The 24,493-nt window shown below is 72.3% G+C and carries 22 protein-coding genes; 14 read left to right on the forward strand and 8 right to left on the reverse strand.

Translation table 11 applies throughout. From position 1 onward, the window contains the following. Positions 1–108: 108 nt before the first annotated feature. The 10 genes from KZX60_RS08880 (at position 109) to KZX60_RS08925 (ending at position 14,058) form a co-directional block, all read left to right on the forward strand. A complete protein-coding gene (locus KZX60_RS08880) occupies positions 109–1,590 on the forward strand; it encodes an NAD(P)/FAD-dependent oxidoreductase (protein ID WP_348983749.1) in 1,482 nt (493 codons plus the stop codon). Between the two features lie 203 nt (positions 1,591–1,793). Then, positions 1,794–3,671 carry an ABC transporter family substrate-binding protein gene (locus KZX60_RS08885; RefSeq protein WP_248117546.1) on the forward strand — a complete coding sequence of 626 codons (1,878 nt, stop codon included), beginning with the start codon at positions 1,794–1,796 and terminating at the stop codon, positions 3,669–3,671. A gap of 161 nt (positions 3,672–3,832) precedes the next feature. Further along, entirely contained in the window at positions 3,833–5,353 is a 1,521-nt protein-coding gene (locus tag KZX60_RS08890) for an ABC transporter permease (protein ID WP_248117554.1), read from the forward strand. 7 nt (positions 5,354–5,360) lie between these two features. Next, positions 5,361–6,563 carry an ABC transporter permease gene (locus tag KZX60_RS08895; RefSeq protein WP_248117556.1) on the forward strand — a complete coding sequence of 401 codons (1,203 nt, stop codon included), beginning with the start codon at positions 5,361–5,363 and terminating at the stop codon, positions 6,561–6,563. After that, a complete protein-coding gene (locus KZX60_RS08900) occupies positions 6,560–8,605 on the forward strand; it encodes an ABC transporter ATP-binding protein (RefSeq protein ID WP_248117558.1) in 2,046 nt (681 codons plus the stop codon). The genes KZX60_RS08895 and KZX60_RS08900 overlap by 4 nt, the downstream gene beginning before the upstream one ends. Positions 8,606–8,731: 126 nt before the next feature. Further along, complete coding sequence (gene typA / locus KZX60_RS08905; RefSeq protein WP_248117568.1) at positions 8,732–10,642, forward strand: translational GTPase TypA; 1,911 nt, start codon at positions 8,732–8,734, stop codon at positions 10,640–10,642. Further along, on the forward strand, positions 10,635–11,150 hold the full coding sequence (locus KZX60_RS08910; protein WP_248117570.1) for a hypothetical protein: 516 nt from the start codon (positions 10,635–10,637) through the stop codon (positions 11,148–11,150). Before typA ends, KZX60_RS08910 begins: the two co-directional genes overlap by 8 nt. After that, positions 11,147–11,473, forward strand: coding sequence for a ferredoxin (gene fdxA / locus KZX60_RS08915; protein ID WP_248117572.1), 327 nt, complete (start codon positions 11,147–11,149; stop codon positions 11,471–11,473). The genes KZX60_RS08910 and fdxA overlap by 4 nt, the downstream gene beginning before the upstream one ends. Before the next feature lie 6 nt (positions 11,474–11,479). Then, entirely contained in the window at positions 11,480–12,631 is a 1,152-nt protein-coding gene (gene dapC, locus KZX60_RS08920; protein WP_248117574.1) for a succinyldiaminopimelate transaminase, read from the forward strand. 164 nt (positions 12,632–12,795) lie between these two features. Continuing rightward, positions 12,796–14,058 carry a citrate synthase gene (locus KZX60_RS08925; protein ID WP_248117665.1) on the forward strand — a complete coding sequence of 421 codons (1,263 nt, stop codon included), beginning with the start codon at positions 12,796–12,798 and terminating at the stop codon, positions 14,056–14,058. A 90-nt stretch (positions 14,059–14,148) separates the two neighbouring features. Here KZX60_RS08925 and KZX60_RS08930 read toward each other — a convergent pair whose 3' ends face one another. Beyond that, on the reverse strand, positions 14,149–15,066 hold the full coding sequence (locus tag KZX60_RS08930) for a hypothetical protein (RefSeq protein WP_248117576.1): 918 nt from the start codon (positions 15,064–15,066) through the stop codon (positions 14,149–14,151). Between the two features lie 2 nt (positions 15,067–15,068). Further along, entirely contained in the window at positions 15,069–16,070 is a 1,002-nt protein-coding gene (gene dapD / locus KZX60_RS08935; protein ID WP_248117578.1) for a 2,3,4,5-tetrahydropyridine-2,6-dicarboxylate N-succinyltransferase, read from the reverse strand. 70 nt (positions 16,071–16,140) lie between these two features. Between dapD and dapE the strand changes: the two genes are divergently transcribed. Then, on the forward strand, positions 16,141–17,295 hold the full coding sequence (gene dapE, locus KZX60_RS08940) for a succinyl-diaminopimelate desuccinylase (RefSeq protein ID WP_248117580.1): 1,155 nt from the start codon (positions 16,141–16,143) through the stop codon (positions 17,293–17,295). Between the two features lie 83 nt (positions 17,296–17,378). Here the strand turns inward: dapE and KZX60_RS08945 are convergent, their stop codons facing one another. The 5 genes from KZX60_RS08945 to KZX60_RS08965 form a co-directional block, all read right to left on the reverse strand. Beyond that, on the reverse strand, positions 17,379–18,269 hold the full coding sequence (locus KZX60_RS08945; protein WP_248117582.1) for an amino acid ABC transporter permease: 891 nt from the start codon (positions 18,267–18,269) through the stop codon (positions 17,379–17,381). Next, the gene (locus KZX60_RS08950; protein ID WP_248117584.1) at positions 18,266–18,946 is read right to left on the reverse strand and encodes an ABC transporter permease subunit; all 681 of its coding nucleotides are present in this window, start codon (positions 18,944–18,946) and stop codon (positions 18,266–18,268) included. Before KZX60_RS08950 ends, KZX60_RS08945 begins: the two co-directional genes overlap by 4 nt. A 109-nt stretch (positions 18,947–19,055) precedes the next feature. Beyond that, positions 19,056–19,943, reverse strand: coding sequence for a glutamate ABC transporter substrate-binding protein (locus tag KZX60_RS08955; protein ID WP_248117586.1), 888 nt, complete (start codon positions 19,941–19,943; stop codon positions 19,056–19,058). Positions 19,944–20,015: 72 nt separating this feature from the next. Then, positions 20,016–20,828: an amino acid ABC transporter ATP-binding protein gene (locus KZX60_RS08960; protein ID WP_248117588.1), complete on the reverse strand. Its 813-nt coding sequence runs from the start codon at positions 20,826–20,828 to the stop codon at positions 20,016–20,018. An 85-nt stretch (positions 20,829–20,913) separates the two neighbouring features. Continuing rightward, complete coding sequence (locus KZX60_RS08965; protein WP_248117590.1) at positions 20,914–21,987, reverse strand: transporter substrate-binding domain-containing protein; 1,074 nt, start codon at positions 21,985–21,987, stop codon at positions 20,914–20,916. Between the two features lie 133 nt (positions 21,988–22,120). Here KZX60_RS08965 and KZX60_RS08970 point away from each other — a divergent pair, with 133 nt between their 5' ends. The 3 genes from KZX60_RS08970 (at position 22,121) to KZX60_RS08980 (ending at position 23,547) form a co-directional block, all read left to right on the forward strand. Continuing rightward, entirely contained in the window at positions 22,121–22,921 is an 801-nt protein-coding gene (locus KZX60_RS08970; protein ID WP_248117592.1) for a TIGR00730 family Rossman fold protein, read from the forward strand. After that, the gene (locus KZX60_RS08975) at positions 22,918–23,262 is read left to right on the forward strand and encodes a cell division protein DivIVA (RefSeq protein ID WP_248117594.1); all 345 of its coding nucleotides are present in this window, start codon (positions 22,918–22,920) and stop codon (positions 23,260–23,262) included. The genes KZX60_RS08970 and KZX60_RS08975 overlap by 4 nt, the downstream gene beginning before the upstream one ends. A gap of 114 nt (positions 23,263–23,376) precedes the next feature. Further along, complete coding sequence (locus tag KZX60_RS08980; RefSeq protein ID WP_248117596.1) at positions 23,377–23,547, forward strand: DUF3117 domain-containing protein; 171 nt, start codon at positions 23,377–23,379, stop codon at positions 23,545–23,547. A gap of 79 nt (positions 23,548–23,626) precedes the next feature. Here the strand turns inward: KZX60_RS08980 and KZX60_RS08985 are convergent, their stop codons facing one another. Then, positions 23,627–24,277: a class I SAM-dependent methyltransferase gene (locus tag KZX60_RS08985; RefSeq protein WP_248117598.1), complete on the reverse strand. Its 651-nt coding sequence runs from the start codon at positions 24,275–24,277 to the stop codon at positions 23,627–23,629. Positions 24,278–24,493: the final 216 nt, after the last annotated feature.

Below are 24,493 nucleotides of genomic sequence, written 5' to 3' on the forward strand. Positions count from 1 at the left end.
GACGGGGCCAGCGGCGTGCGACCATCCTACGGAGACCGGGACCGGCGGCCCCGCCGGGAGCCCGGCGCCGCAGTCCGACGACCCGCACCGGAGGTCCCCGTGTCCCACATCGCCCCCACCCTCGGCACCGGCTTCGACCTGCCGGACGTCGACCCCGGCCGCGCGGTGGTGGTCGGCTCCGGCCCCAACGGCCTCACCGCGGCGGCCCTGCTGGCCCGCGCCGGCTGGGAGGTGGACGTCTACGAGCGCAATGCGGCGCCCGGCGGCGCCTCGGCCTCCGCGCCCGTGCTGGGGGAGGGGACCGTGGTGGACCTCGGCGCCGCCGGACATCCGTTCGGCGTGGTGAGCCCGGCCTTCCACGAGCTCGACCTCACGGCGCACGGGCTGCGGTGGGTGCACCCCGCGGTGCCCATGGGCCACCCGCTGCAGGACGGGCCGGCAGCCATCCTCCACCGCGACCTCGACGCCACCGCCGACGGGCTGGGCGAGGACGCGCGGGCCTGGCGGCTCCTCCACCGCGCGGTGGTGGGGCACCCCGCTGAGATCGTGGAGAACGTGCTGGGCCCCATGGTGCGCCCCTGGCCGCACCCCGTGACGATGGCCCGGTTCGGGGTGCGCGCCCCATGGCCCGCGGCCCTGCTGGCCCGGACAGTGTTCCGCACGGAGCAGGCCCGCGCGCTCTACACCGGCTCCTCCGTCCACGCCATGATGCCGCCCGGACGGCCGCTCACGAGCGCGTTCGGTGCCCTGTTCGGGGCCCTCGGCATGAGCACCGGATGGCCGGTGGCGGAGGGGGGCTCCGGCTCCATCGTGGCGGCGCTCGTGAAGGTGCTCGAGGCGCACGGCGGCCGCCTGCACCTGGGCCACGAGGTGACGGACCTGCGCTCCCTGCCCGAGGCCGACGCCGTCCTGCTCGACCTGACGCCCCGTCAGGTGCTGGGAATGCGGGGCGCGGACCTCCCTGCCTCCTACGCGCGCCGCCTTCGCCGGTGGCGCTACGGCGCCGCCGTGTCCAAGGTGGACTTCCTCCTCGACGGGCCCATCCCCTGGCGCGACGCGCGGCTCGGCGGCGCGGGCACCGTCCACCTCGGGGGGACGGCGGAGCAGATCCAGCACGCCGAGGCCGAGGCGGCGGCCGGCCGCATGCCCGAGCGGCCGTTCGTGATGCTGTGCCAGCAGCAGTCCGCCGATCCCTCCCGCGCCACGGGGGCCGCCGAGGGGCGCACGGTGGTGTGGTCCTACGCCCACGTGCCGCACGGCCATCCGGGCGACGTGCGCCCCGTGATCGAGGCGCAGATCGAGCGCCATGCTCCCGGCTTCCGGGACCGGATCGTCCGGGCGCACGCCACGCGTCCGGCGGACCTGGAGGCGTGGAATCCCAACCTCGTGGGCGGGGACATCGCGGGCGGATCCATGGGCGGGGCCCAGTTCCTCGCCCGCCCCACCGCGAGCCTGCGTCCGCACCGCGCGGGACGCCCGGGGCTCTACCTGGCCTCCTCCTCGACCCCGCCCGGGGCCGGCGTGCACGGCATGTCCGGCGCGTGGGCGGTGCGGACGCTCCTCAAAGAGCGTGGGGGTGCGGCGGCGTGAGCAGAGCCATTCCGGCGGGTGCCGAATGACACCCGTGTGACGGTGCTTTCGCATTCCGGCCCGATCCAGCTACAGTGTGGTGCATCTCACGGAGAGGCCCTGACTAGGGCCGGTCCGGAGGCCGTCTCGAACCCTGGAAGCCCCTTGCGGCGCACGAAGGGGGAGGCGCCCATTGCACCTTCTGATGATTGGAAGCCCCTTCCATGAAGTACACCAAGCTCTCCGCCGCCGCGGCCCTCGCCGCCGGCTCCGCCCTGATGCTCTCCGCGTGCGCCCCGGCCGGGCCGGCCGCCTCGGGCGACGGCTCCAAGGCCGCCGGCTCCGGCGACGCCTCCGCGTCCGGCTCCGGCGAGGTCCTGACGGGCGACAAGGGTCAGAAGCTCACCGCCAAGGCCGACGGCCCCTCCATGGCCGACCTCGGCGACGTCAAGACCGAGGACGGCTCGATCGCCTACTCCGTGGGCGCGGACGACTTCCTCTCCTACAACGGCGTGCAGTCCAACACGTACACCACGTACAACTCCGCCGTGGTCGACCGCATGTTCTCCAGCTTCTACTACTTCGGCACGGACGGCTCCATCATCCGCAACGAGGACTTCGGCAAGTACGAGAAGGTCTCGGACGACCCGCTCAAGGTCAAGTACACGATCAACGAGGACGCGAAGTGGTCCGACGGCACTCCTGTCACCGCCGCCGACTTCATCGTGCAGTGGGCCGCGGACAATCCCACCATCACCGATCCGAACGGCGAGAAGGACGAGGAGGGCAACCTGCCCCCGCTGTTCGACTCCATCACGGGTGACCCCGGCACCTACATCCCGGAGGCCCCGGAGGGCGAGGCGGACAGCAAGGAGTTCACCGTCACCTACGCCGAGCCCTACGCGGACTGGGAGATCCTCATCGGCTCCGCCCTGCCGGCCCACGTGATCGCCGAGCAGTCGGGCATGGAGCTCACCGAGCTCGTCGACGCCGCCAAGGCCAAGGACGCCGAGGCCCTCGCGCCGGCCGCCAAGTTCTGGAACGAGAAGTGGGACTTCAACCCCGGCGAGCTCCCGGACCCGGCGCTGATCCCCTCCATGGGCCCCTACAAGTTCAAGGAGAACGGCTGGCAGGCCGGCCAGAGCATCACGCTCGAGGCCAACCCGGAGTACTGGGGCACCCCCGCCGCCACGAAGGAGCTCGTGCTCCGCTTCGCCGACCCGAAGACCCACGTGCAGTCCCTGCAGAACGGCGACCTCGACGTCATCGAGCCGCAGGCCACCGTGGACACCCTGGAGCAGCTCAAGGGCCTCGGCGACCAGGTCAACATCCAGACCGGCGACCAGCTGACCTGGGAGCACATCGACTACAACCGCGGCAAGGGCTCCGTGTTCGCGGACAGCCCGGAGCTGCGCGAGGCGTTCGCCCTCTGCGTGCCGCGCCAGGACATCGTGGACAAGCTGATCAAGCCCATCTACCCCGAGGCCAAGGTCATGAACGCCCGCGAGGTGTTCCCCTTCCAGGACACGTACGACGAGGTCATCGCCGAGTCCTACAACACCGAGCTGGACCAGCCGAACATCGAGAAGGCGAAGGAGCTCGTCGAGAAGTCGGGCGTGGACAAGCCGACCGTCCGCCTCGGATACCAGGCCGGCAACCCGCGCCGCACCGAGACCGTCGCGCTCATCAAGTCCTCGTGCGACCAGGCCGGCTTCGACATCCAGGACACGAACAGCACCGTGTTCTTCAAGGAGGTCCTCCCCGCGGGCGACTTCGACGCCGCGCTCTTCGCGTGGTCCGGCTCCGGCCAGAAGGCCTCCGGTGCCAACATCTACAAGACCACCGGCGCCCAGAACCAGATGAACTACTCGAACCCCGAGGTCGACGCCGCGTGGGACAAGCTCGCCTCCTCCCTGGACGAGGCCGAGCAGTTCGAGCAGGTCAAGAAGATCGAGAAGCTGCTGTGGGAGGACTTCCAGGCCATCCCGCTGTACGCGCACCCCGGTATCGTGGGCCACAACGCGAACGTCGCCAACGTCCGCGACACCGCCGCCCAGTCGGGCGCGCTGTGGAACGTGGAGCAGTGGAAGCGCGTCCAGTGACGCGTGGCTGACGCCCTGCACGCGTGATGCCCTCCAGTGATGGGCACGCGCCGCAGACCCCGGTGAGAGCCCGGCCGTGACCCGGCCGGGCTCTCTCCGTGAACCGCGGCTCCGCCGCACCTCCTCATCCTCCGCACGCGCACGGAAGGCCACCCCCTGTTGTGCTGAAATTCATCCTCAAGCGCCTCGGCAGCTCGATCCTCGTGCTGTTCGGCGCCTCGATCCTCCTCTTCTTCCTCACGGTCCACTCCGGTGACCCCCTCTCGGACCTGCGGGAGTCGCAGAGCAACAACCGCGAGAACCTGATCGCCGCCCGCACCGCCTTCATGAACCTCGACCAGCCGTGGTACGTCCGCTACTGGGACTGGCTGAAGGGCGTGGGCGGCTGCGTCACGGGCAGCTGCGACCTCGGCACGAACCGCTCCGGCCAGCCGGTCGGCGAGCTGCTCAGCCTGGCCGCCGCCTCCACCCTGCGACTCGTCGTGCTGGCCACCGTGCTCGCCATCATCATCGGCGTCGCGGTGGGCATCATCACCGCCATCCGCCAGTACTCGGGCCTCGACTACGCGGTGACGTTCCTGATCTTCCTCTTCTTCTCCCTGCCCGTCTTCTGGGCCGCGGTGATCCTGAAGGAATACCTGGGCATCCGGTTCAACGACTGGATCGCGGACCCGACGCTCAGCTGGCCGGCCCTGCTCCTGGCCGCGCTGATCGCCGGCCTGATGCTGCAGGCGGTCATGGCCGGCGACGCCAAGCGCCGGCTCTTCACCTTCGCCACCACCGCGGCCTTCGTGGTCCTGGTCGGCTGGCTGCTGTTCGCGATGGACTTCTGGCGCAACCCGCGGATGGGCCCGATCGTCCAGCTGCTCATCGGCCTGGCCGTCGCCGTCGGCGCCACCATCGTGGTCGCCGGCCTGCGCAACCGCTCGGTGCTCAAGGCGGCGCTCGTCACCGTGGCCCTGGGCATGGTCGGCTACTACGCCACCTACGGCCTGCTGATGACCAACCCCTCCGGGCTGCTGCTCGCGGGCCTCGGGGTGCTCACGATCCTGGTGGCCGTCCTCGTGGGACGCCTCCTCGGCGGCTTCTCCAAGGGCTCCGCCGTCGCCGTCTCCATCGTGACGGCGCTCCTGATGGGCGTGGCCATCGTGGCCGAGCACCTGATGAACTACTGGCCGACGCTCCTGCGCATGAAGCCCCGCCCGATCTCCGTGATCGGCTCGGGCACCCCCAACATGGAGGGCCACTTCTGGGTGCTCTTCCTGGACCGCGGCGCGCAGCTCGTCCTGCCGACCATCCTGCTGACCATCATCTCGGTGGCCACGTACTCGCGGTACACGCGCTCCTCCATGCTCGAGGTCTCGCGCCAGGACTACATCCGCACGGCCCGGGCCAAGGGCCTGGGCGAGCGCCAGGTGATCCTGAAGCACGCGTTCCGCAACTCCCTCATCCCCATCACCACCATCATGGCCTTCGACTTCGCGGGCCTGATCGGCGGCGCGGTGATCACGGAGCAGGTGTTCGGCTGGAAGGGCATGGGTGAGCTCTTCGCCACCGGCCTGCGCGAGGTGGACCCCATGCCCGTCATGGCCTTCTTCCTCGTCACCGGCACCGCCGCCGTGCTGATGAACCTCGTGGCGGACGTGCTCTACGCCGTCCTCGACCCCCGAATCCGAGTGTGAGAGCCCCATGACGACTGACAACACCTCCACGCCGGTCTCGAAGACCGAGGCGCAGCAGATCTTCGACCTGGCCGAGGCCGAGGACGCCAAGCTGCGGCAGACCTCCGGCAAGTCCTTCTCGCAGGGCGCGCTGGTCCGGAAGCGCTTCTTCCGTCACAAGGCCGCGATGATCTCCCTCGTGGTGCTCGCGTTCGTGGCGATCATGGCCTTCACCTCCATCGGCTACGGCGGCCTGCCCGGCTGGTGGGACAAGTCCTACACCGACGCCGCCCCGATCGTGAACGAGGGGCGCCCCACCATGTCGCTCGTCCCTCAGTTCCTGGGCGGCGAGGGCATCCGCTGGGGCGAACACCCCTTCGGTCAAGAGTCGACGGGCAAGGACTACTTCGCCCTCGTGATGCGCGGCACCCAGCAGTCGATGATCATCGCGATCATCGTGGGCCTGCTGTCCACGGTGATCGGCGCGCTCATCGGCGCCGTCTCCGCCTACTTCGGCGGCTGGGTCGACTCGGTTCTCATGCGCCTGACCGACCTGATCATCGTCATCCCGCTGCTCGTCCTCGCGGCCGTGCTCGGCCAGATGGCGGCCGGGCTGAAGATGGGCATCTTCCCCCTCGCGGTGGTGCTCGGGCTCGTGTCCTGGACATCGCTGGCCCGCCTTGTGCGCGGTGAGGTGCTCTCCCTCCGGGAGAAGGAGTACGTGGCCGCGGCCACCGCGATGGGCGCCTCCTCGGGCCGCATCATCCTCAAGCACCTGCTTCCCAACACGATCGGCGTGATCGTCGTGAACGCCACCTTCGCGATCGCCGGCGCTGTGCTGCTGGAGACCTCGCTGTCCTTCCTCGGCTTCGGCGTACAGGCCCCCGACACCTCCCTGGGCCTGCTCATCAGCCAGTACCAGAACTCCTTCACCACGCGTCCGTGGCTGTTCTGGTGGCCGGGCATGATCATCCTCGCCGTCGCCCTCTCCGTGAACTTCCTCGGCGACGGCCTCCGCGACGCCTTCGACCCGCGCCAGGCCGGCGCCGGGCGCCACAAGCGCGGCCTCTTCGGCCGACGCGCCGCCATGACCGAGGCCGGCGCCGTCACCGCCGGCGGCCTGCAGACCGCCCCGACGGCCCGCGCCGCCGAGGACGTCGATGCCGCCGAGGACGTCGCGCCGACCGAGGCCGACGCCCGTCGCGGCCGTGACGGAGGCGGCGCACTGTGAGCTCGAGCGCGAACGACAAGAAAGGCCGTTTCATGTTCGGCAAGAAGAAGAAGGACGTGGCCCCGGCCACCGAGACCGCGCTGACGCAGCCGGCCCCGACCGACGGCCCCGTCACCGCGGCGGACTTCCCCGAGGTGGGACCGCACGGCGTCGACGCCGCCGGGACGCACGGCTCCTCCGCCGTCGACCTCGACGCCGTGGGTGCCGCGGTGCCCGGCTCCTCGGGCACCGCGTCCGCGGATGCGGCAGACGTCCGCCCGGCCGCCCCCGTGGTCGGCGAGCGCACCGTCGTCGAGCCCGCAGGCGAGGGCGTCGTCGCGGGGCCGACCACGAGCGCGATCGGTGTGGTCACCCGCCACGACGACCGCGCCGGCGAGCCCGTGCTCGCGTTCAAGGACGTGGACGTGCAGTTCAGCACCGAGTTCGGCCCGGTCCACGCCGTGAAGGGCGTGACGTTCGACGTCAAGCCCGGCGAGGTCGTGGCGCTCGTGGGCGAGTCCGGCTCGGGCAAGTCCGTGACCAGCTCCACCGCGATGGGTCTGCTGCCCTCGAACGCGGACATCACCGGCTCGGTGCGCCTGGCCGGCCAGGAGATCCTCACGATGTCCCCGGGACGGCTGCGCTCGGTGCGCGGCAAGGACGTGGCCATGGTCTTCCAGGAGCCCATGACCGCCCTGAACCCCGTGCTCACGGTGGGCGACCAGCTCACGGAGGCCCTCGAGCTGCACGGCATCGCCTTCGGCACGGAGGCGGACAAGCGCGCGATCGAGCTGCTCACCATGGTGGGCATCCCGGACCCGGAGAACCGTCTCAAGCAGTACCCGCACCAGTTCTCCGGCGGCCAGCGCCAGCGCATCGTGATCGCGATGGCCATCAGCTGCTCGCCGAAGATGATCATCGCCGACGAGCCCACCACGGCCCTCGACGTGACCGTCCAGGCGGAGATCCTGGAGCTGCTGCGCTCGCTGAAGAGCAAGATGAACACCGGCATCCTGCTGATCACGCACAACATGGGCGTGGTCGCGGACATGGCGGACCGCGTGTGCGTGATGCTCCACGGCGAGCTCGTGGAGCAGGGCTCCGTGCACCAGGTGCTCCAGCACCCGCAGCACCCCTACACGCAGAAGCTGCTCTCGGCCGTGCCCCGGCTGGGCGCCGCCTACCAGGTGGCCGAGCCGGAGCCCGTCACCTCCACGCAGACGCGGGCCCGGTACGCGATCGAGGCGGAGAACCTCAACCTCGAGTACGACCACCGGGGCAAGAGGAACCGCGTGGTGCACGACGTCAGCTTCACGGTGGCGCCCGGGGAGATCCTGGGCCTCGTGGGCGAGTCCGGCTCGGGCAAGTCCACGATCGCGAAGTCCGTGCTCGGGCTCCTCCCGATCGCCTCGGGTGCCCTGCGCATCCAGGGCGAGGACCTCGCGACGATCCCGAAGGCGCAGCAGAAGGCCCTGCGTCGCCGGATCGGCGTCGTGTTCCAGGACCCGGCGGCCTCGCTGGACCCGCGCTTCCCGATCGGCGACATCATCACCGAGCCCATGGTGGTCCACGGCGTGGGGGACCGGCGCTCGCGCCTGGCCCGCGCCGAGGAGCTCCTGGACGCGGTGAAGCTGCCGCGCAGCGTGGTGAACCGCTTCCCGCACGAGCTCTCCGGCGGCCAGCGCCAGCGCATCTCCATCGCGCGTGCGCTGACCCTGGATCCCGAGGTGCTGATCGCGGACGAGCCCACGTCGGCGCTGGACGTCTCCGTCCAGGCCGCCGTGCTCGACATGTTCGCCGAGCTGCAGCACCGCTACGAGTTCGCGTGCCTCTTCGTGTCCCACGACCTGGCGGTGGTGGACATGCTGGCGCACAAGGTGCTCGTGCTCAAGGACGGCAAGCAGGTGGAGCAGGGTCCCGTGGAGGAGGTGCTGCACCACCCGCGCGAGGAGTACACCCGCCGGCTCCTGGCCGCGGCCCCCGTGCCGGACCCGGACCAGCAGGCCGAGCGGCGTCAGCAGCGCCGCGAGTTCCTCGCCTCCCTCGGCGAGGGCGTGTACTGACGGACCGGACGGTCGCCCCGTCCGTCCCCCCGGCCCGACGACGGCGGCCCCGGCGCGTATGATCGCACCGGGGCCGCCGTCGTCGTGCGCCCCGCCTCTTTGACTGCCGAACCGGACAGGACCCCCATGACCTCGACCGAAACCCGCCGCTCCGATCTGCGCAACGTGGCCATCGTGGCCCACGTGGACCACGGCAAGACCACCCTCGTGGACGCCATGCTCCGCCAGACCGGATCCTTCGCCGCGCACGGCGACGTGGCCGAGCGCGTCATGGACTCCGGCGACCTCGAGCGTGAGAAGGGCATCACCATCCTCGCCAAGAACACCACGGTGTTCTACTCCGGCCCGTCGGCCCCCGAGGGCGAGACCGTCACGATCAACGTGATCGACACCCCCGGCCACGCCGACTTCGGCGGCGAGGTGGAGCGCGGCCTGTCCATGGTGGACGGCGTCGTCCTGCTCGTGGACGCGTCCGAGGGCCCGCTGCCCCAGACCCGCTTCGTGCTGCGCAAGGCCCTCGCGGCCAAGCTGCCCGTGGTGCTCGTGGTCAACAAGACCGACCGCCCGGACGCCCGCATCGACGGCGTCGTCTCCGACTCCATGGACCTGCTGCTCGGCCTGGCCTCGGACCTCGCCGAGGAGGACCCGGACCTGGACCTGGACGCCGTGCTGGACGTGCCCGTCGTGTTCGCCTCCGGCAAGGCCGGCCGCGCCTCCGTGAACCAGCCCGAGGACGGCGCCCTGCCGGACGCCGAGGACCTCGAGCCGCTGTTCAAGGTGATCATGTCCAACATCCCCGCCCCCACCTTCACGGAGGGCGAGGTCCTGCAGGCCCACGTGACCAACCTGGACGCCTCCCCGTTCCTGGGCCGCCTCGCGCTGCTGCGCATCTTCAACGGCACCCTCAAGAAGGGGCAGACCGTGGCCTGGGCCCGCCAGGACGGCCAGCTGAAGAACGTCAAGATCACCGAGCTCCTCGCCACCCGCGGCCTCGAGCGGGTCCCCGCGGAGTCCGCCGGCCCGGGCGAGATCGTCGCCGTGGCCGGCATCGAGGACATCATGATCGGCGAGACGCTCACCGACGCCGAGAACCCCAAGCCCCTGCCGCTCATCACGGTGGACGATCCGGCCATCTCCATGACCGTGGGCATCAACACGTCCCCGTTGGCCGGCCGCGTCAAGGGCGCCAAGGTCACCGCGCGCCAGGTGAAGGACCGCCTGGACAAGGAGCTCATCGGCAACGTGTCCCTCAAGGTGCTCCCCACCGAGCGCCCCGACGCGTGGGAGGTCCAGGGCCGCGGCGAGCTCGCCCTGGCCATCCTCGTGGAGCAGATGCGCCGCGAGGGCTTCGAGCTCACCGTCGGCAAGCCCCAGGTGGTCACCAAGACCGTGGACGGCAAGGTCCACGAGCCCATGGAGCGCATGACCATCGACATCCCGGACGAGTTCATGGGCGGCGTCACACAGCTCATGGCCGCCCGCAAGGGCCGCATGCAGGAGATGTCCAACCACGGCACCGGCTGGATCCGCATGGAGTTCCTCGTGCCCGCCCGCGGCCTGATCGGCTTCCGCACGCGCTTCCTCACGGAGACCCGCGGCGCCGGCATCGCCTCCTCCGAGGCCGCCGGCTACGAGCCGTGGGCCGGGGAGATCGAGTACCGCACCAACGGCTCGCTCATGGCCGACCGCGCGGGCACCGCCACGCCGTTCGCCATGATCAACCTGCAGGAGCGCGGCACGTTCTTCATCAACCCGGGCTCCGAGGTGTACGAGGGCATGATCGTCGGCGAGAACTCGCGCGCGGACGACATGGACGTCAACATCACCAAGGAGAAGAAGCTCACGAACATGCGATCGGCCTCGGCCGACAACTTCGAGGGCCTCACCCCGCCGCACATCCTCACCCTCGAGGAGTCCCTCGAGTTCGCCCGCGAGGACGAGTGCGTGGAGATCACCCCGGAGTCGATCCGCATCCGCAAGGTGATCCTGGACGCCAACGAGCGCAACAAGGCCGCCCGCCAGCGCGCCCGTGCCTGACGCGTCCGCCGAGCGTCCCACCCCGCCGGCGGCGTCCGTCGTCGGCGGGGTGCTGCTCGGCCTGGGAGTCGGCGCCCTCGGCACCGCCACCCACCTGAACGCGGCCCCGCTCGCGGGCGCCTGGACCCTGCCGTGGGGCGCCGCCCTGGCGCTGCTGCTGGCGGGGTCCGCCCAGTGGTGGTGGATGCGCCGCACCGCCGACGCCGGCGGGCGGGCCCTCCCGGCCGGCGCCGCCGTCGCGGTGGGCGCGTTCACCGCCGCGCTCGCGCTCTGCCGCCTGCCGGCGACGGACCGCCTGGGCCTGCCGTGGACGCCGGACGTGTTCGCGGCGATGCCGGGCGCCGCACTGGCCTCGGTGGCCTGGATCGCGGGCCTGCCCGTGCTCGGCGTGGTGCTGCCGGCCCTCGCCGCCCGAGGCGGGCGCAGGGGCCCGCGTCGGACCGAGAGAGTACCCTGGGCGGAAGCCCCGAACCCCCATCACCGACGAGAGGTGGACGGTCAGTCATGACCTATGTGATCGCGTTGCCGTGCGTGGACGTCAAGGACAAGGCGTGCATCGACGAATGCCCCGTGGACTGCATCTACGAGGGCGAGCGCTCCCTCTACATCCACCCGGACGAGTGCGTCGACTGCGGCGCGTGCGAGCCGGTGTGCCCCGTGGAGGCCATCTACTACGAGGACGACACCCCCGAGGAGTGGGCCGAGTACTACAAGGCCAACGTCGAGTTCTTCGATGACCTCGGCTCCCCGGGCGGCGCGGCCAAGCTGGGCAAGATCGCCAAGGACCACCCGATCATCGCCGCCCTGCCGCCGCAGAACGCGGACGCCTGAGCGCCCATGCTCACCCTCCCGGACTACCCGTGGGACACGCTCGCCCCCTACCGTGAGCGCGCGGCCGCGCATCCGGACGGCACGGTGGACCTGTCCATCGGCACGCCCGTGGACCCCACGCCGGAGCTGATCCGGCGCGCCCTCACCGAGGCCGCCGACGCCCACGGGTACCCCACCACGCACGGGACCGCCGCGCTGCGCGGGGCCGTGGTGGACTGGTTCGCCCGTCGCCGCGGCGTCCCCGGGCTGGACCCGGCCGCCGTCATCCCCTCCGTGGGCTCCAAGGAGTTCATCGCGTGGCTGCCGACGCTGCTGGGCCTCGGTGCGGACGACGTCGTGGTGCACCCGCGCACCGCCTACCCCACGTACGCGATCGGTGCGCAGATCGCCGGAGCGCAGGCCGTGGCGGCGGACGACCTGGAGGAGCTGGACCCGGACGTGCGCGCCCGCGTGCGCCTCGTGTGGACCAACTCGCCGGCCAACCCGACGGGCGCCGTCCTCGCCGCGGACGCGCTGAAGCGGATCGTGGACCAGGGCCGCGCCCTCGGCGCCGTGGTGTGCGGCGACGAGTGCTACGCCGAGCTCGGGTGGGATGCATGGGAGGACACGCGGGTGCCGTGCATCCTGGCCCCCGAGGTCTCCGGCGGGGACCTCACGGGCCTGCTCAGCGTGTACTCGCTCTCCAAGCAGTCCAACCTGGCCGGGTACCGCGCGGCGTTCGCCGCGGGCGATCCCGCGCTCGTGGCCGCCCTGGTGAACACGCGCAAGCACGCGGGCATGATCGTGCCCGCGCCCGTGCAGCACGCGATGGCCGCGGCCCTGGCCGACGACGCGCACGTGGCCGAGCAGAAGGACCGCTACCGGCGCCGCCGCACGCTCCTCAAGCCCGCGCTGGAGGCGGCCGGCTGCGCCGTGGACCACTCCGAGGCGGGCCTCTACCTGTGGACGCGCCGCGCAGACACCGACCCGTCTGCCGCCACGGAACAGGACTCGTGGGACCTGCTGGGGGCGCTGGCCGACCTCGGCATCGTCGCCGGGCCCGGCGTCTTCTACGGCCCGGCCGGCCAGGGCTACGTGCGCGTCGCGCTCACGGCCTCGGACGACGCCGTCGCCCGCGCCGCCCGCCGGCTCACCGAGCGCGCAGCCGCGCGGGACTGACACCGTCGCCGCCGCGCCGCCCCCGTGCCCCGCCGGGCACGGGAGTTGGTAGCGTGGGCCGCAGACGTCCCCACGTGCGGTGTGCCCCATCCTCGCGTGCTGCGCGGGGCCATCCATGAACCACGACGAGGGAGTTTCCCGTGACTGAGAACGAGTCCGTCCGGCTGAATGTCGGCGAGAAGAGCCTGGAGCTCGGCATCGAGCGCGCCACGGCCGGCAACGACGGCATCAAGATCGCCCCGCTCCTCAAGGAGACCGGCGACGTGACCTACGACCCCGGCTTCATGAACACCGCGAACGCCAAGTCCGCCGTGACCTACATCGACGGCGACCAGGGCATCCTGCGCTACCGCGGCTACGCGATCGAGGACCTCGCGGCGAACTCCTCCTTCATGGAGGTCGCCTACCTCCTGATCTACGGCGAGCTGCCGGAGACCAAGGAGGCGCTCGCCGACTGGGAGACCAACATCCTCCGCCACAACATGGTGCACGAGGACCTGAAGATGTTCTTCAACGGCTTCCCGCGCGACGCGCACCCGATGCCGGTGCTGTCCTCCTCCGTGTCCGCCCTCTCCACGTTCTACGGCGACTCCCTGGACCCGCACGACCCGGACCAGGTGCACATCTCCACCATCCGCCTGCTGGGCAAGCTGCCGGTGCTGGCCTCCTACGCGTTCAAGAAGTCGCTCGGCCAGCCCTTCATGTACCCGCACAACAACCTGAACTACGTGGAGAACTTCCTCCGCCTGTGCTTCGGCGTGCCCGCCGAGGAGTACGAGATCGACCCGGACATGGTCAAGGCGCTCGACCTGCTCCTCATGCTGCACGCGGACCACGAGCAGAACGCCTCCACCTCCACGGTGCGCCTCGTCGGCTCCACCGAGGCGAACCTCTTCGCCTCCGTCTCGGCGGGCGTCAACGCGCTGTACGGCCCGTTGCACGGCGGCGCCAACGAGGCCGTGCTGAACATGCTCCGCAAGATCCAGGCCGAGGGCACGAAGCCCGAGGACTTCATGGAGAAGGTGAAGAACAAGGAGGACGGCGTCCGCCTGATGGGCTTCGGCCACCGCGTGTACAAGAACTACGACCCGCGCGCGAAGATCATCAAGAAGACCGCCGAGGACATCCTCGCCAAGCTCGGCGGCAACGACGAGCTCCTCGAGATCGCGCAGCGCCTCGAGGAGAAGGCCCTGGCCGACGACTACTTTGTGGAGCGCAAGCTCTACCCGAACGTCGACTTCTACACCGGCGTGATCTACAAGGCCATGGGCTTCCCGGAGAAGATGTTCACCGTCCTCTTCGCCCTGGGCCGCCTGCCCGGGTGGATCGCCCAGTGGCGCGAGCTCATGGAGGATCCGGCCACCAAGATCGGCCGTCCCCGCCAGATCTACGTGGGCGAGCCACTGCGCCAGTACCCGCAGCGCTGAACCGCACGCCCCGCTCGGGGGTCCGCCGGCCCGTCGTCCTCCTCGCGGAGGCGGCGGGCCGGCGTCGTCGTCGGCGCGAACCCGCGCCGCTCAGAAGGTGACGCGCACGCCCTCCACCGGCGTCTGATCGATCCCGGCCTCGGCGCGGCTGACGAACCCGCCGCCGCCCGACCGCTCCCACACGAGGTCCCCGGTCTCCACGGTGCGCACCCCGTGGGCGTCCGCGTTGACCACGGACCAGGCGGCGAGGGAGCGGGCCTCGGCATCGTCGAGGCCGCCCGTGCCGCCCGCGACCGCCACGGTCCTGCCGCTCGGCGAGTCCTCGGGCGGGCGGCTCCATGCGACGGAGGGGTGCTGGCGCGCCGCGGCGGCGAGGAAGCCCTCCGGGTCCGCGTCGCCCGGCGTGTCGAGGCGGCAGCGCAGCTTCTCGGTCCACTCGCCCGTGAGCGCGGCGGCCCAGGCGCGGGCCTCGACCTCGTGGTCCGCGTAGGCGTCCGGGTAGGCCGAGCGCTGCACCGCCTGGGCTGCCTCGGTGACGGCCATGTCCTGATAGTCCGGGGCGATGTCCTCCAGCGCGGCGAAGAACGCGTTCGCCGCGTACACCGGGTCCATGACCTCCTCCTGCGTGCCCCAGCCCTGCGAGGGGCGCTGCTGGAACACGCCGCGCGAGTCGGGGCCGGCCCGGTCCCCGTGGTCGAGGGCCCGCAGGCCCGACTCCTGGATGCCGGTGGCGATCCCGATCGTGGCCGCGCGCGGCGGCAGCCCGCGCTCCTGCGCGGTCGCGGCGATCACGCCCGCGACGGCGGCGCGGTCCGGGGAGAGGCGGTGGTGCGCGCCGTCGTCGGTGATCACGAGGCACACCTCCGGGCCGAGCAACGGGCCGTGGCCGGCCTCCGAGGCCCACCACGCGCCCGCCCCGAGGCCGCCGAGCACGAGCACGCCCGTGGCCGTGACAAGGGCGCGCCGCGCCAGGGACGGCCGGCGGCGCGGAGCGGCAGGGGCGCTCATGGTCAGCCGTTCGCGTGCAGCGCGGCGTTCAGCTCCACCGTGCGCCCGGCGCGCGGCAGGGCCTCGACGGCGCCCGTGCCCGAGTGGCGGCGGAAGAGCAGGTTCGGGACGCCGGAGAGGTCCACGGCCTTCACGACGGCGGGCTCCTCGCCCTCGCGGAGCACCGTGACGCGCGTGCCGGCCGTGACGTAGAGACCGGCCTCCACCACGCAGTCGTCGCCGATCGAGATGCCGACGCCCGAGTTCGCGCCGAGCAGCACGTGCTCGCCGATCACGATCCTCTGGGTGCCGCCGCCGGAGAGGGTGCCCATGATGGAGACGCCACCGCCGAGGTCGGAGCCGTCGCCGACCACGACGCCGGCCGAGATGCGGCCCTCGACCATGGAGTGGCCCAGCGTGCCGGCGTTGAAGTTCACGAAGCCCTCGTGCATGACGGTGGTGCCCTCGGCGAGGTGCGCGCCGAGGCGGACGCGGTCGGCGTCGCCGATGCGCACGCCGCTGGGCACGACATAGTCCGTCATGCGGGGGAACTTGTCCACGCCGTGCACGGTGACGGAGCCGCGGGCGCGCAGCTTCGCGCGGGTCAGCTCGAAGCCGTCCACGGCGCACGGGCCGTGATTGGTCCACACGACGTTGGCCAACAGGCCGAACACGCCGTCGAGGTTGAGCTCGTTCGGGCGGACGAGGCGGTGGGAGAGCGCATGCAGGCGCAGCCACGCGTCCTCGGGGGAGGCGGGGGCGGCGTCCAGGTCGACCTCGAGGGCGACGACGGACTGCGTGGTGCCGCGGTCGGCGTCGTCCGTGGCGAGGCCGTCCAGCATGCCGCCGACGGAGGCGTCCGCCGAAGCGAGCGGCCCGGCGACGGGCGCGGGGAACCACACGTCCAGCACCGTGCCGTCAGCGGCACGGGTGGCCAGGCCATGGCCGGCCACGAGGCGGGCGGAGCCGGAGGGGGCGGTCGAGGCGGTCGAGGCGGGGGACGGGTGTGCGGCGGTCTCGGTCATGGGCCCAGCCTACCGATCGGGCCCCGCCGGACCCGGGGCGGGGGCCGACCGCGTCCGTAGACTGGACGCCATGACAGCCCTCGACGCCGCCCCCGCACTCTCGGACCTCACCGCCGCCGACCTGGACGTCGCGGAGCTGACCGCCACCCTGCTGGACATCCGCTCGGTCTCGGGGGAGGAGCGGCCGCTCGCCGACGCGGTGGAGACCGCCCTGCGCGGGCTCGGAGGCCTCGACGTGCGCCGCCTCGGCGACACCGTCGTCGCCCGCACCGAGCTGGGCCGGGACACCCGCGTGATCCTCGCCGGACACCTGGACACGGTGCCGTTGCCGACCGTCCCGGGTTCGCGCGGCACCGTGCCGAGCGCGTGGGACGGGGATACGCTCTACGGCCGCGGTGCGGTGGACATGAAGTCCGGGGTGGCGGTGCAGCTCGCCCTCGCCGGCCGCTTCGGCGGCGGCACGGACGCGCCGGGCGCACAGGCCCCCGTGCACGACGTGACCTGGGTGTTCTACGACAACGAGGAGGTCGCCTCGCATCTCTCCGGCCTCGGCCGCGTGGTCCGCGAGGCCCCCGAGCTGCTCGAGGGCGACTTCGCGGTCCTGCTGGAGCCCACCGACGGCGTCGTGGAGGGAGGCTGCAACGGCACGTGCCGCTACCGCGTCTCCTACGCCGGGGTGGCCGCCCACTCCGGCCGAGCCTGGCGCGGGGAGAACGCGATCCACAAGGCCGGCCCCCTGCTGGGCGCCCTCGCCGCGTACGACCCCGCCACGGTGACCGTGGAGGGCCTGGACTACCGGGAGGGCCTCAACGCCATCCGGATCGCCGGCGGCGTGGCCGGCAACGTCATCCCGGACGCGGCGCACGTGGACGTCAACTACCGCTTCGCCCCGGACAAGACCCTCGAGGAGGCGCACGCCCACGTGCGTCAGGTGTTCGAGCGTGCCGGGGTGGACTGGACGGCGCAGGTGGAGGTCATGGACGCCTCCGCCGCCGCCCGGCCCGGACTGGACCGGCCCGCGGCGGCCGCGTTCGTGGCCGCCGTGGGCGGGGAGCCCAAGCCCAAGTACGGCTGGACCGATGTGGCCCGCTTCTCCGCCCTCGGCGTGCCCGCCGTGAACTTCGGCCCCGGCGACGCCCTGCTGGCCCACACCGACGACGAGCACGTGGACCGCGCCGCCGTGCACGCCTGCCTGGACGCGCTCTCGGGGTGGCTGGCGGGCTGACCGCGGCGGCCCCCTCCCCGACGACGACGGCCGGCCTCCCTGCCCGCGCGGGGCGGAGATGAGGCCGGCCGTCGCAGGTCGGATCAGTGCTTCGCGTGCACCGGGATGGCGACGGCCGAGGACCCCGCGGCGGGGTTGGTCCGGCCCGCGGTGCGCGAGGACAGCAGGCCGGAGAGACGGGACGCCACCCAGGTGAGCAGGACGTTGATCGCGATGAAGATGAGCGCGGCCACCACCAGTGACTGCAGGATGTTCCCCTGGCCCGAGCCGAGCTGCCGGGCGTACTGGAGCAGCTCGAAGAAGCCGATCAGGTAGCCGAGCGCGGAGTCCTTGAGGATCACCACGAACTGGCTGAGGAGCGAGGGCAGCATGGCGACGAGGGCCTGGGGGACCTCCACGAGGCGCAGGGACTGGTTGGGCGTCATGCCGATCGCCGCCGCCGCCTCGCGTTGGCCCTTGGGCAGGGACTTGACGCCGGAGCGCACCAGCTCGGCGATCACGGAGCCGTTGTACAGGGTGAGCCCGAGGATGACGGCGTAGTAGGGGCCGTCCTGGGCGGAGAGCACGCCGCTGCGCGCTGCGAGGGCGAAGGCCTGGTAGAAGAACACCATCATCAGGAGCACCGGCACGGCGCGGAAGAACTCGACCACCACGGCGGCCGCCGCCCGGACCGGCGCGAAGGGCGCCAGTCGGAGGAAGCCGAACACGAGGCCGAAGGCCACCGAGGTGACCACCGCGATCGCGGCCACCTGCAGGGTGAACTGCAGTCCGGGCACGTAGTAGTTGGACCACGCGTTCGCGTCGAGTGCCGCGCTCCAGCGGCGGGGTTCCAGCTGCCCGCGCTCGGCCATGCGGACGAGGACCAGCGCGGCCACCGCCACCACGGCCGCCAGCGCCACGAGGTTGAGGACCAGGATGCGCCGCCGGGCCACGGGGCCCGGGGCGTCGAAGAGGATGGAGGCCTGGGCGCTCATCGGCTCACCGCCCACTTGTCAGAGGCCCACGTGGTGAGCAGGCCGATCGGGATGACGATCAGGCAGAAGCCGATCGCGAAGGTCAGGAAGATGGCCACCATCATGTCCGGGCGGAACTCGATCATCGTCTTCATGAGCCCGGAGGCCTCGGCGACCGAGGCGGCCGCGGCGACGGTGGTGTTCTTCGTCAGGGCGATCACGGTGTTGCCGATCGGGGTGATGGCCCCGCGCAGGGCCTGGGGGAGGATGACGTGACGCGCCGCTGGAAGGAAGCCCAGGCCGATCGCCCGGGCCGCCTCCGCCTGCCCGAGTGGGACCGTGTTCACGCCGGAGCGGATGGCCTCGCACATGAAGGCCGCGTGGTACAGGGAGAGCGCGATCACCGCATAGATGAAGAAGTTCAGGGTGAAGTCGCTCGCGAAGGTGACCTTCAGCTGGCCCCACACCGCCAGGACTCCCAGCAGCATGATGATGGTCAACGGGGTGTTGCGCACGATGTGGACATAGCCGGCGCCGAGCGCTCGCAGGGAGGGGGCGGGGGAGATGCGGCACAGGGCGAGGACGACGCCCAAGACGAACGAGGCCAGCGTGGCCAGGACGGCCAGCCGGATGTTCATCCAGAACGCGAGCGGCACGGCCGAGCCGTACTGCTCCATGAGAGTGGACAGTGGTTCCATGGGTCTTCCGATGCCGTCTCTTCCGGGGGTGGAGGGGCCGTGGCCTGACTGCCCCGGCCGCGCACGCCCGGGTGGGCGGTGCCGCCGAGGCGGTCGGGTCAGGGGGTGATCAGGCGCAGGGCTCGAGCTCGGCGTCCTTGCCCGAGTTCAGCTCCTTGTCGTACTCGTAGCCGGTGCCCTCGGTGTTCTTCGTGAGCGACTTCTCCCATTCGCCGGAGTCCTTCATCTCCTTGACGGCGGTGTTGATCTCCTCGCAGCGGTCGGAGTCCTTCGCGATGCCGACGCCGTAGCGCTCGGTGGTGAACGGATTGCCCACCACCTTGAACTTGCCCTTGTTCGCGTCCGTGGCGGCGAGGCCGGCGAGGATGATGTCGTCCGTCGTGACGGCGTCCACCTGGCCGGACTCGAGGTAGGTCACGCACTCGGCGTAGCCGCCCTGTTCCACGAGGTTCACCCCGGAGGCGAACGTGTCCTTGATCTTCTGGGCGGAGGTGGAGCCGGTGACGGAGCAGAGGTTCTTGCCGTCGAGGTCGTCCGGGCCGGTGATGCCGGTCTCGTCGGTGCGGACCAGCAGGTCCTGGCCGGCCACGAAGTACGGCCCCGCGAAGTCGACGCGCTCCTTGCGGGCGTCGGTGATCGAGTAGGTGGCGAGGATCATGTCCACCTCGCCGTTCTCCAGAGCGTTCTCGCGGTTGGCGGAGGGGGTCTGCACCCACTCGATCTTGTCCTCGTCCACGCCCAGCTTCTGGGCCACGTAGCGGGCCACATCCGTGTCGAAGCCGGTGGGGGCGTTCGAACCCTCACGGAAGCCGAGGCCCGGCTGGTCGAACTTGATGCCGATGCGCAGCGAGTCGGAGGACCCCGCGGAGGCGCTGCCCGAGGCGGAGCCGGACGCGGAGGCGCCGGAGTCGCTCGACGCAGACGGGGAGCAGGCGGTCAGGGAGAGGGCGGCGGCCGCGGCGACGGCGGTGATGGAGGCGAGCTTCTTGGTGATCATGGTGTCTCCTGGGATCAGGTGCGGGTGGGAGAGGACGGGGAGGGCCAGGCGGCGTGGCGGGACCGCGGGGCGTCAGTGGGTGAGGATCTTGCCGAGGAAGTCCTTCGCCCGCTCGTGCTGCGGAGCCGTGAAGAAGGACTCGGGGTCGGTGTCCTCGAGGACGGCGCCGTCGGCCATGAAGATGACGCGGTCGCCGGCCTTTCGGGCGAAGCCCATCTCATGGGTCACGACCACCATGGTCATGCCCTCCTGGGCGAGCTGGACCATGACGTCCAGGACCTCCTGCACCATCTCCGGGTCCAGGGCCGAGGTGGGCTCGTCGAACAGCAGGGCCTGCGGCTCCATCGCCAGGGCGCGGGCGATGGCCACGCGCTGCTGCTGGCCGCCGGAGAGCTGGGCGGGCATCTTCTTGGCCTGAGGGGCCACGCCCACGCGCTCCAGGAGCTCCATCGCATGCCGTTCCGCCTCGGCCTTCTTCTTGCCCTTGACCCGGATCGGCCCGAGGGTCACGTTCTCGAGGATCGACTTGTGGGCGAAGAGGTTGAAGGACTGGAACACCATGCCGACCTCGGCCCGCAGACGGGCCAGCCCCTTGCCCTCGGTGGGCAGCGGCTGGCCGCCGATGAGAATGCGGCCGCCGTCGTCGTCGATGGTCTCGAGGCGGTTGATGGTGCGGCAGAGGGTGGACTTTCCGGAGCCCGAGGGGCCCAGGACGATCGCCACCTGACCGCGCGGAATGGCGAGGTCGATGTCCTTGAGGGCCTGGAACTCGCCGAAGTGCTTGTTGACGTGTTCGAGGCGGATGAGCGCCTCGGACGGTGCGCCGAAGGCCACCGTGCCGACGGCATGGGCGCCGTGGGCGGTGTCCGGGGTGTGGTGGGTCATGCAGGGAATATAGCCCATGTCACAGGACGCCGTGCGGTGCATCACACTCCTGGCGGGCTGACGGCCTCGATCCCCGCCCGTCAGCTCACTGGGCGCCCTGCGCGGGGGAGCGGTCGCAGCGGTCGGGATCCGGGAGGGCGGCGAGCCGCAGCTGTGGAGACAGCGGCACCCCGCTGGCGCGCTCGAGAGCCTCGGCGGACCGGGCCCAGCCGCCGTCGGCGCGGTGCGAGGCGAGGGCCGCTGTGACGTCGTCGCACAGCGTGGAGTCCTCCGGCAGGCCGACGCCGTACTGGGCGGCCCCGAGGTCGGCGTCCAGCAGGCGCGCCTCCGGCGCCTCGTCCGCCCGGCTCAGCGCGCCCAGCAGAGGCTCGTCGCCGGCGATCGCATCCACCCGCCCCGTGCGCAGCGCCGGGAGGCACTCGGCGGCGCCGCCCTGCACGAGCAGCTCCACCTCACCGGGGACCTCGGCGCGGAGGGCGGCCGCGGCGGGGGAGCCGGACTCCACGCAGACCGTGCCGCCCTCCAGGTCTGCCGGCTCCGCGACGGACGAGTCCGCCGGCACGAGCACGCCCAGGCGGGCGGACAGGTACGGGCCGGCCACGTCCATGGGCTCGTCCGGTGCCGGCGTCAGGGGCACCCCGCCGACCGCCAGGTCGACGATCCCGGCGGAGAGGGCGTCGGCGGGGGCGCGCGTCCCGAGCCAGACCCACTGGACCTGACGCTCCTCGTAGCCGAGGAACATGGCCGTGGCGCGGGCGGCGTCGGCGTCGAACCCGTCCGGGGTGTCGTCCCTCTCGCCCGTGCTCAGGCCGGGCCGGTCGCCGGACAGGGCGATCCGCAGCACGCCGTCCGTGCGCGGCCGGGGCGTGGGCGCGGCGGAGGCGCCGTCGGTGGCGTCCGTGGTGCTCGTCGTCCGGGCCGGCGTGGCGGAGCGCGGTGAGGAGGAGGTCTCGACGGGCGTCCCCGGCCCGGCAGGAGGCGTGGGGGCCACCGGCGCGGTGGTCTCGGGCCCCGCCGCCTCGGGCGGCTGCGGGGCCTCGGGCGCGGCCGGCGCGGAGCATCCGGACACCAGCGCCACCGTGGCGGCCAGGGCGGCCGTCGCCGCTGCCCGCCGGGCACGGGCGAGGCGGTGGCGGTCGGGGGACGCAGCGGGCGGCACGGGGTCTCCTGGGGGTCGACGGCGCGCCGCGCTGGGCGGCGGATGTCACCGCAGGATATCTCCCGGGTGCGCGGGGAGCGCAGGCCTGCGCCACGGGGGCGACCAGAGGGCCCGACTGGCTAGGGTGGGGGCCATGGCCGACCAGACACACCCGTCCCAGCCCGCGGACCCCGATCGAGGGCCCGTGCGCCGCGGCGGGCAGATCCTGAGCGGCGCCGCGGCTGCCGCCCCCACCTTCGACCAGCTCCTGCTGGACACCCGCCAGTCGGGCATGACGGCGCCGCCGGTCTCGGACGTGGCCTCCACGACGTCGGACGCGTGGCGCGTGCTGCGCATCCAGGCGGAGTTCGTGGAGGGCTTCGGGACGCTGGCGCAGCTCGGCCCCGCCGTCTCCGTGTTCGGCTCCGCCCGCACGGGGGAGGGCACCGACGAGTACGCGCTCGCCCGCGAGGTGGGGCGTCGCCTCGCCGAGGCCGGCTTCGCCGTCATCACGGGCGGCGGTCCGGGGGCCATGGAGGCCGCCAACCGCGGCGCGCACGACGTGGGCGGCGTGTCCGTGGGCCTCGGCATCGAGCTCCCCTTCGAGACCGGGCTGAACCCCTACGTGGGGATCGGCGTGGACTTCCGCTACTTCTTCGCCCGGAAGGTCATGTTCCTGAAGTACGCGCAGGGCTTCATCGTGCTGCCCGGCGGCTTCGGCACCCTGGACGAGCTGTTCGAGGCGCTCACCCTCGTGCAGACCGGCACCGTGACCCGCTTCCCCGTGGTGCTGGTGGACCGTGCGTTCTGGGGTCCCCTGGTGGACTGGATCCGCGGGGCCCTCGAGGCGCGCGGGATGATCTCACCCGGCGACGTCGACCTGCTCTCCGTGGTGGACACCGCGGAGGAGGCCGTGGCGCTCATGGCCGCGGTCCAGCAGGGGGGCCGGGCATGAGCCAGCCGATCTGGATCGCCCTCGTCCTCGCCCTCGTGGTGGCCGTGGCCGCCCTCGTGGCGGCGGCGACGGGCCGCGCGACCCTGCGCGCGGAGGCGCCCGCCGGCGTCGAGCCCCGCCACCCCGTGCTCCTGCCCGCGGACCCCCGGGCCCAGGACGTGGACCACGTGCGCCTCGCCGTGGCAGTGCCGGGCTACCAGCGGGACCAAGTGGACGCGGTGGTGGCCGCACTGCAGGAGAGCCTCGCCCGGCGCGAGCGCCGGATCGCCGAGCTCGAGGAGGAGCGTGCCGCCGCCGCTCCTGCCGGCTCGTGTGGCGACAGCCAGCGCGATCCGCGATAATGGGCGTGTGACCGGTCACGCCACGCCTCGCGTGCGGGGGCCGAAGGCACCGGGCCCGTCTGCGACATCCGCCGGCGGCGCCGACACGGGAACACCATCAGAAGGGAAGTCGCAATGGCCGCCATGAAGCCTCGCACCGGGGACGGTCCCATGGAAGTGACCAAGGAGGGACGCAGCCTGATCATGCGCGTGCCGATCGACGGCGGCGGGCGCCTCGTCCTGGAGATCAACGCCGAGGAGGCGCAGGAGCTCAAGGAGTGCCTGCAGGGCGTCACCCAGGGCTGACCGCCCCGAACGCCGCACGCCCCGCGCACCGCTGACCGGTGCGCGGGGCGTCGTGCTTCTCCGGGCTCCTCCGCAGGCGTCAGCGGCGCACGGCCAGCAGCATGCCCGTGCCCGTGGGGACCACGGCGGAGATCCACCGCTCGTCCTCGGCGATGCCGCGGTCCACGGCGCGGGCGGACACCGTGGAGGGCTCGCGCACCGCCGGACGCGGCACGCGGTCCTGGTCCAGGGCGTCGAGGACCACCAGCAGCCCGCCGGGGGCCAGCATGCGGGCGGCCTGGTCCACGTCGAACGCGCGGGAGGCCGGATCGCCGTCCACCACGACCATCTCGTAGGCGCCCGTGGTCAGGCGCGGCAGCACGAGGCGGGAGCGTCCCGTGATCATGCGGGTGCGGCCGTTCGGCAGGTGCGCCTCGGAGAAGGCCTCCCGCGCCGCATGCTGCACGTCCGCCTCCGGGTCCACGGTGGTCAGGACGGTGCGCTCGGGCAGCCCGCGCATCAGAGCGAGGCCCGAGACCCCCGCGCCGGTGCCGATCTCCACGACGGCGCCCGGCGCGCGCGTGGCCGCCAGCACGGTGAGCAGCGCCGCCGCGCCCTCGCTGACCGGCGCCACCCCGAGCTCGGCCGAGCGCTCCCGTGCCCGCAGCAGCACCGCGTCCTCCTCCAGCCGGGTCTCCGCGTACGTCCACGAGGCGTGCTTGGCGGTCGGCTGGGGGTGCAGGGCGGTCATGGGCGCTCTCTCCGGGGGTGGGCGGGGTGGTCCGGCGACGGCGGCGCCGCGGGCTTCCGCGGACGGCCGGCACCGGGCCGGATGCCGCCCCAGTGTACGGAAGAACCGGGGGGGACGATTCAGACTTCTCTCAGACGTGCCGTCCATGATGGGCGGACTGGACCGGCGTCGGCGTGGTCCCCGGCCCTCCGGTCCGGGAGTCGGCGCACCAGGAGG

The sequence above is a fragment of the Micrococcus sp. EYE_212 genome (genome assembly GCF_023147585.1).
Taxonomy (GTDB): domain Bacteria; phylum Actinomycetota; class Actinomycetes; order Actinomycetales; family Micrococcaceae; genus Micrococcus.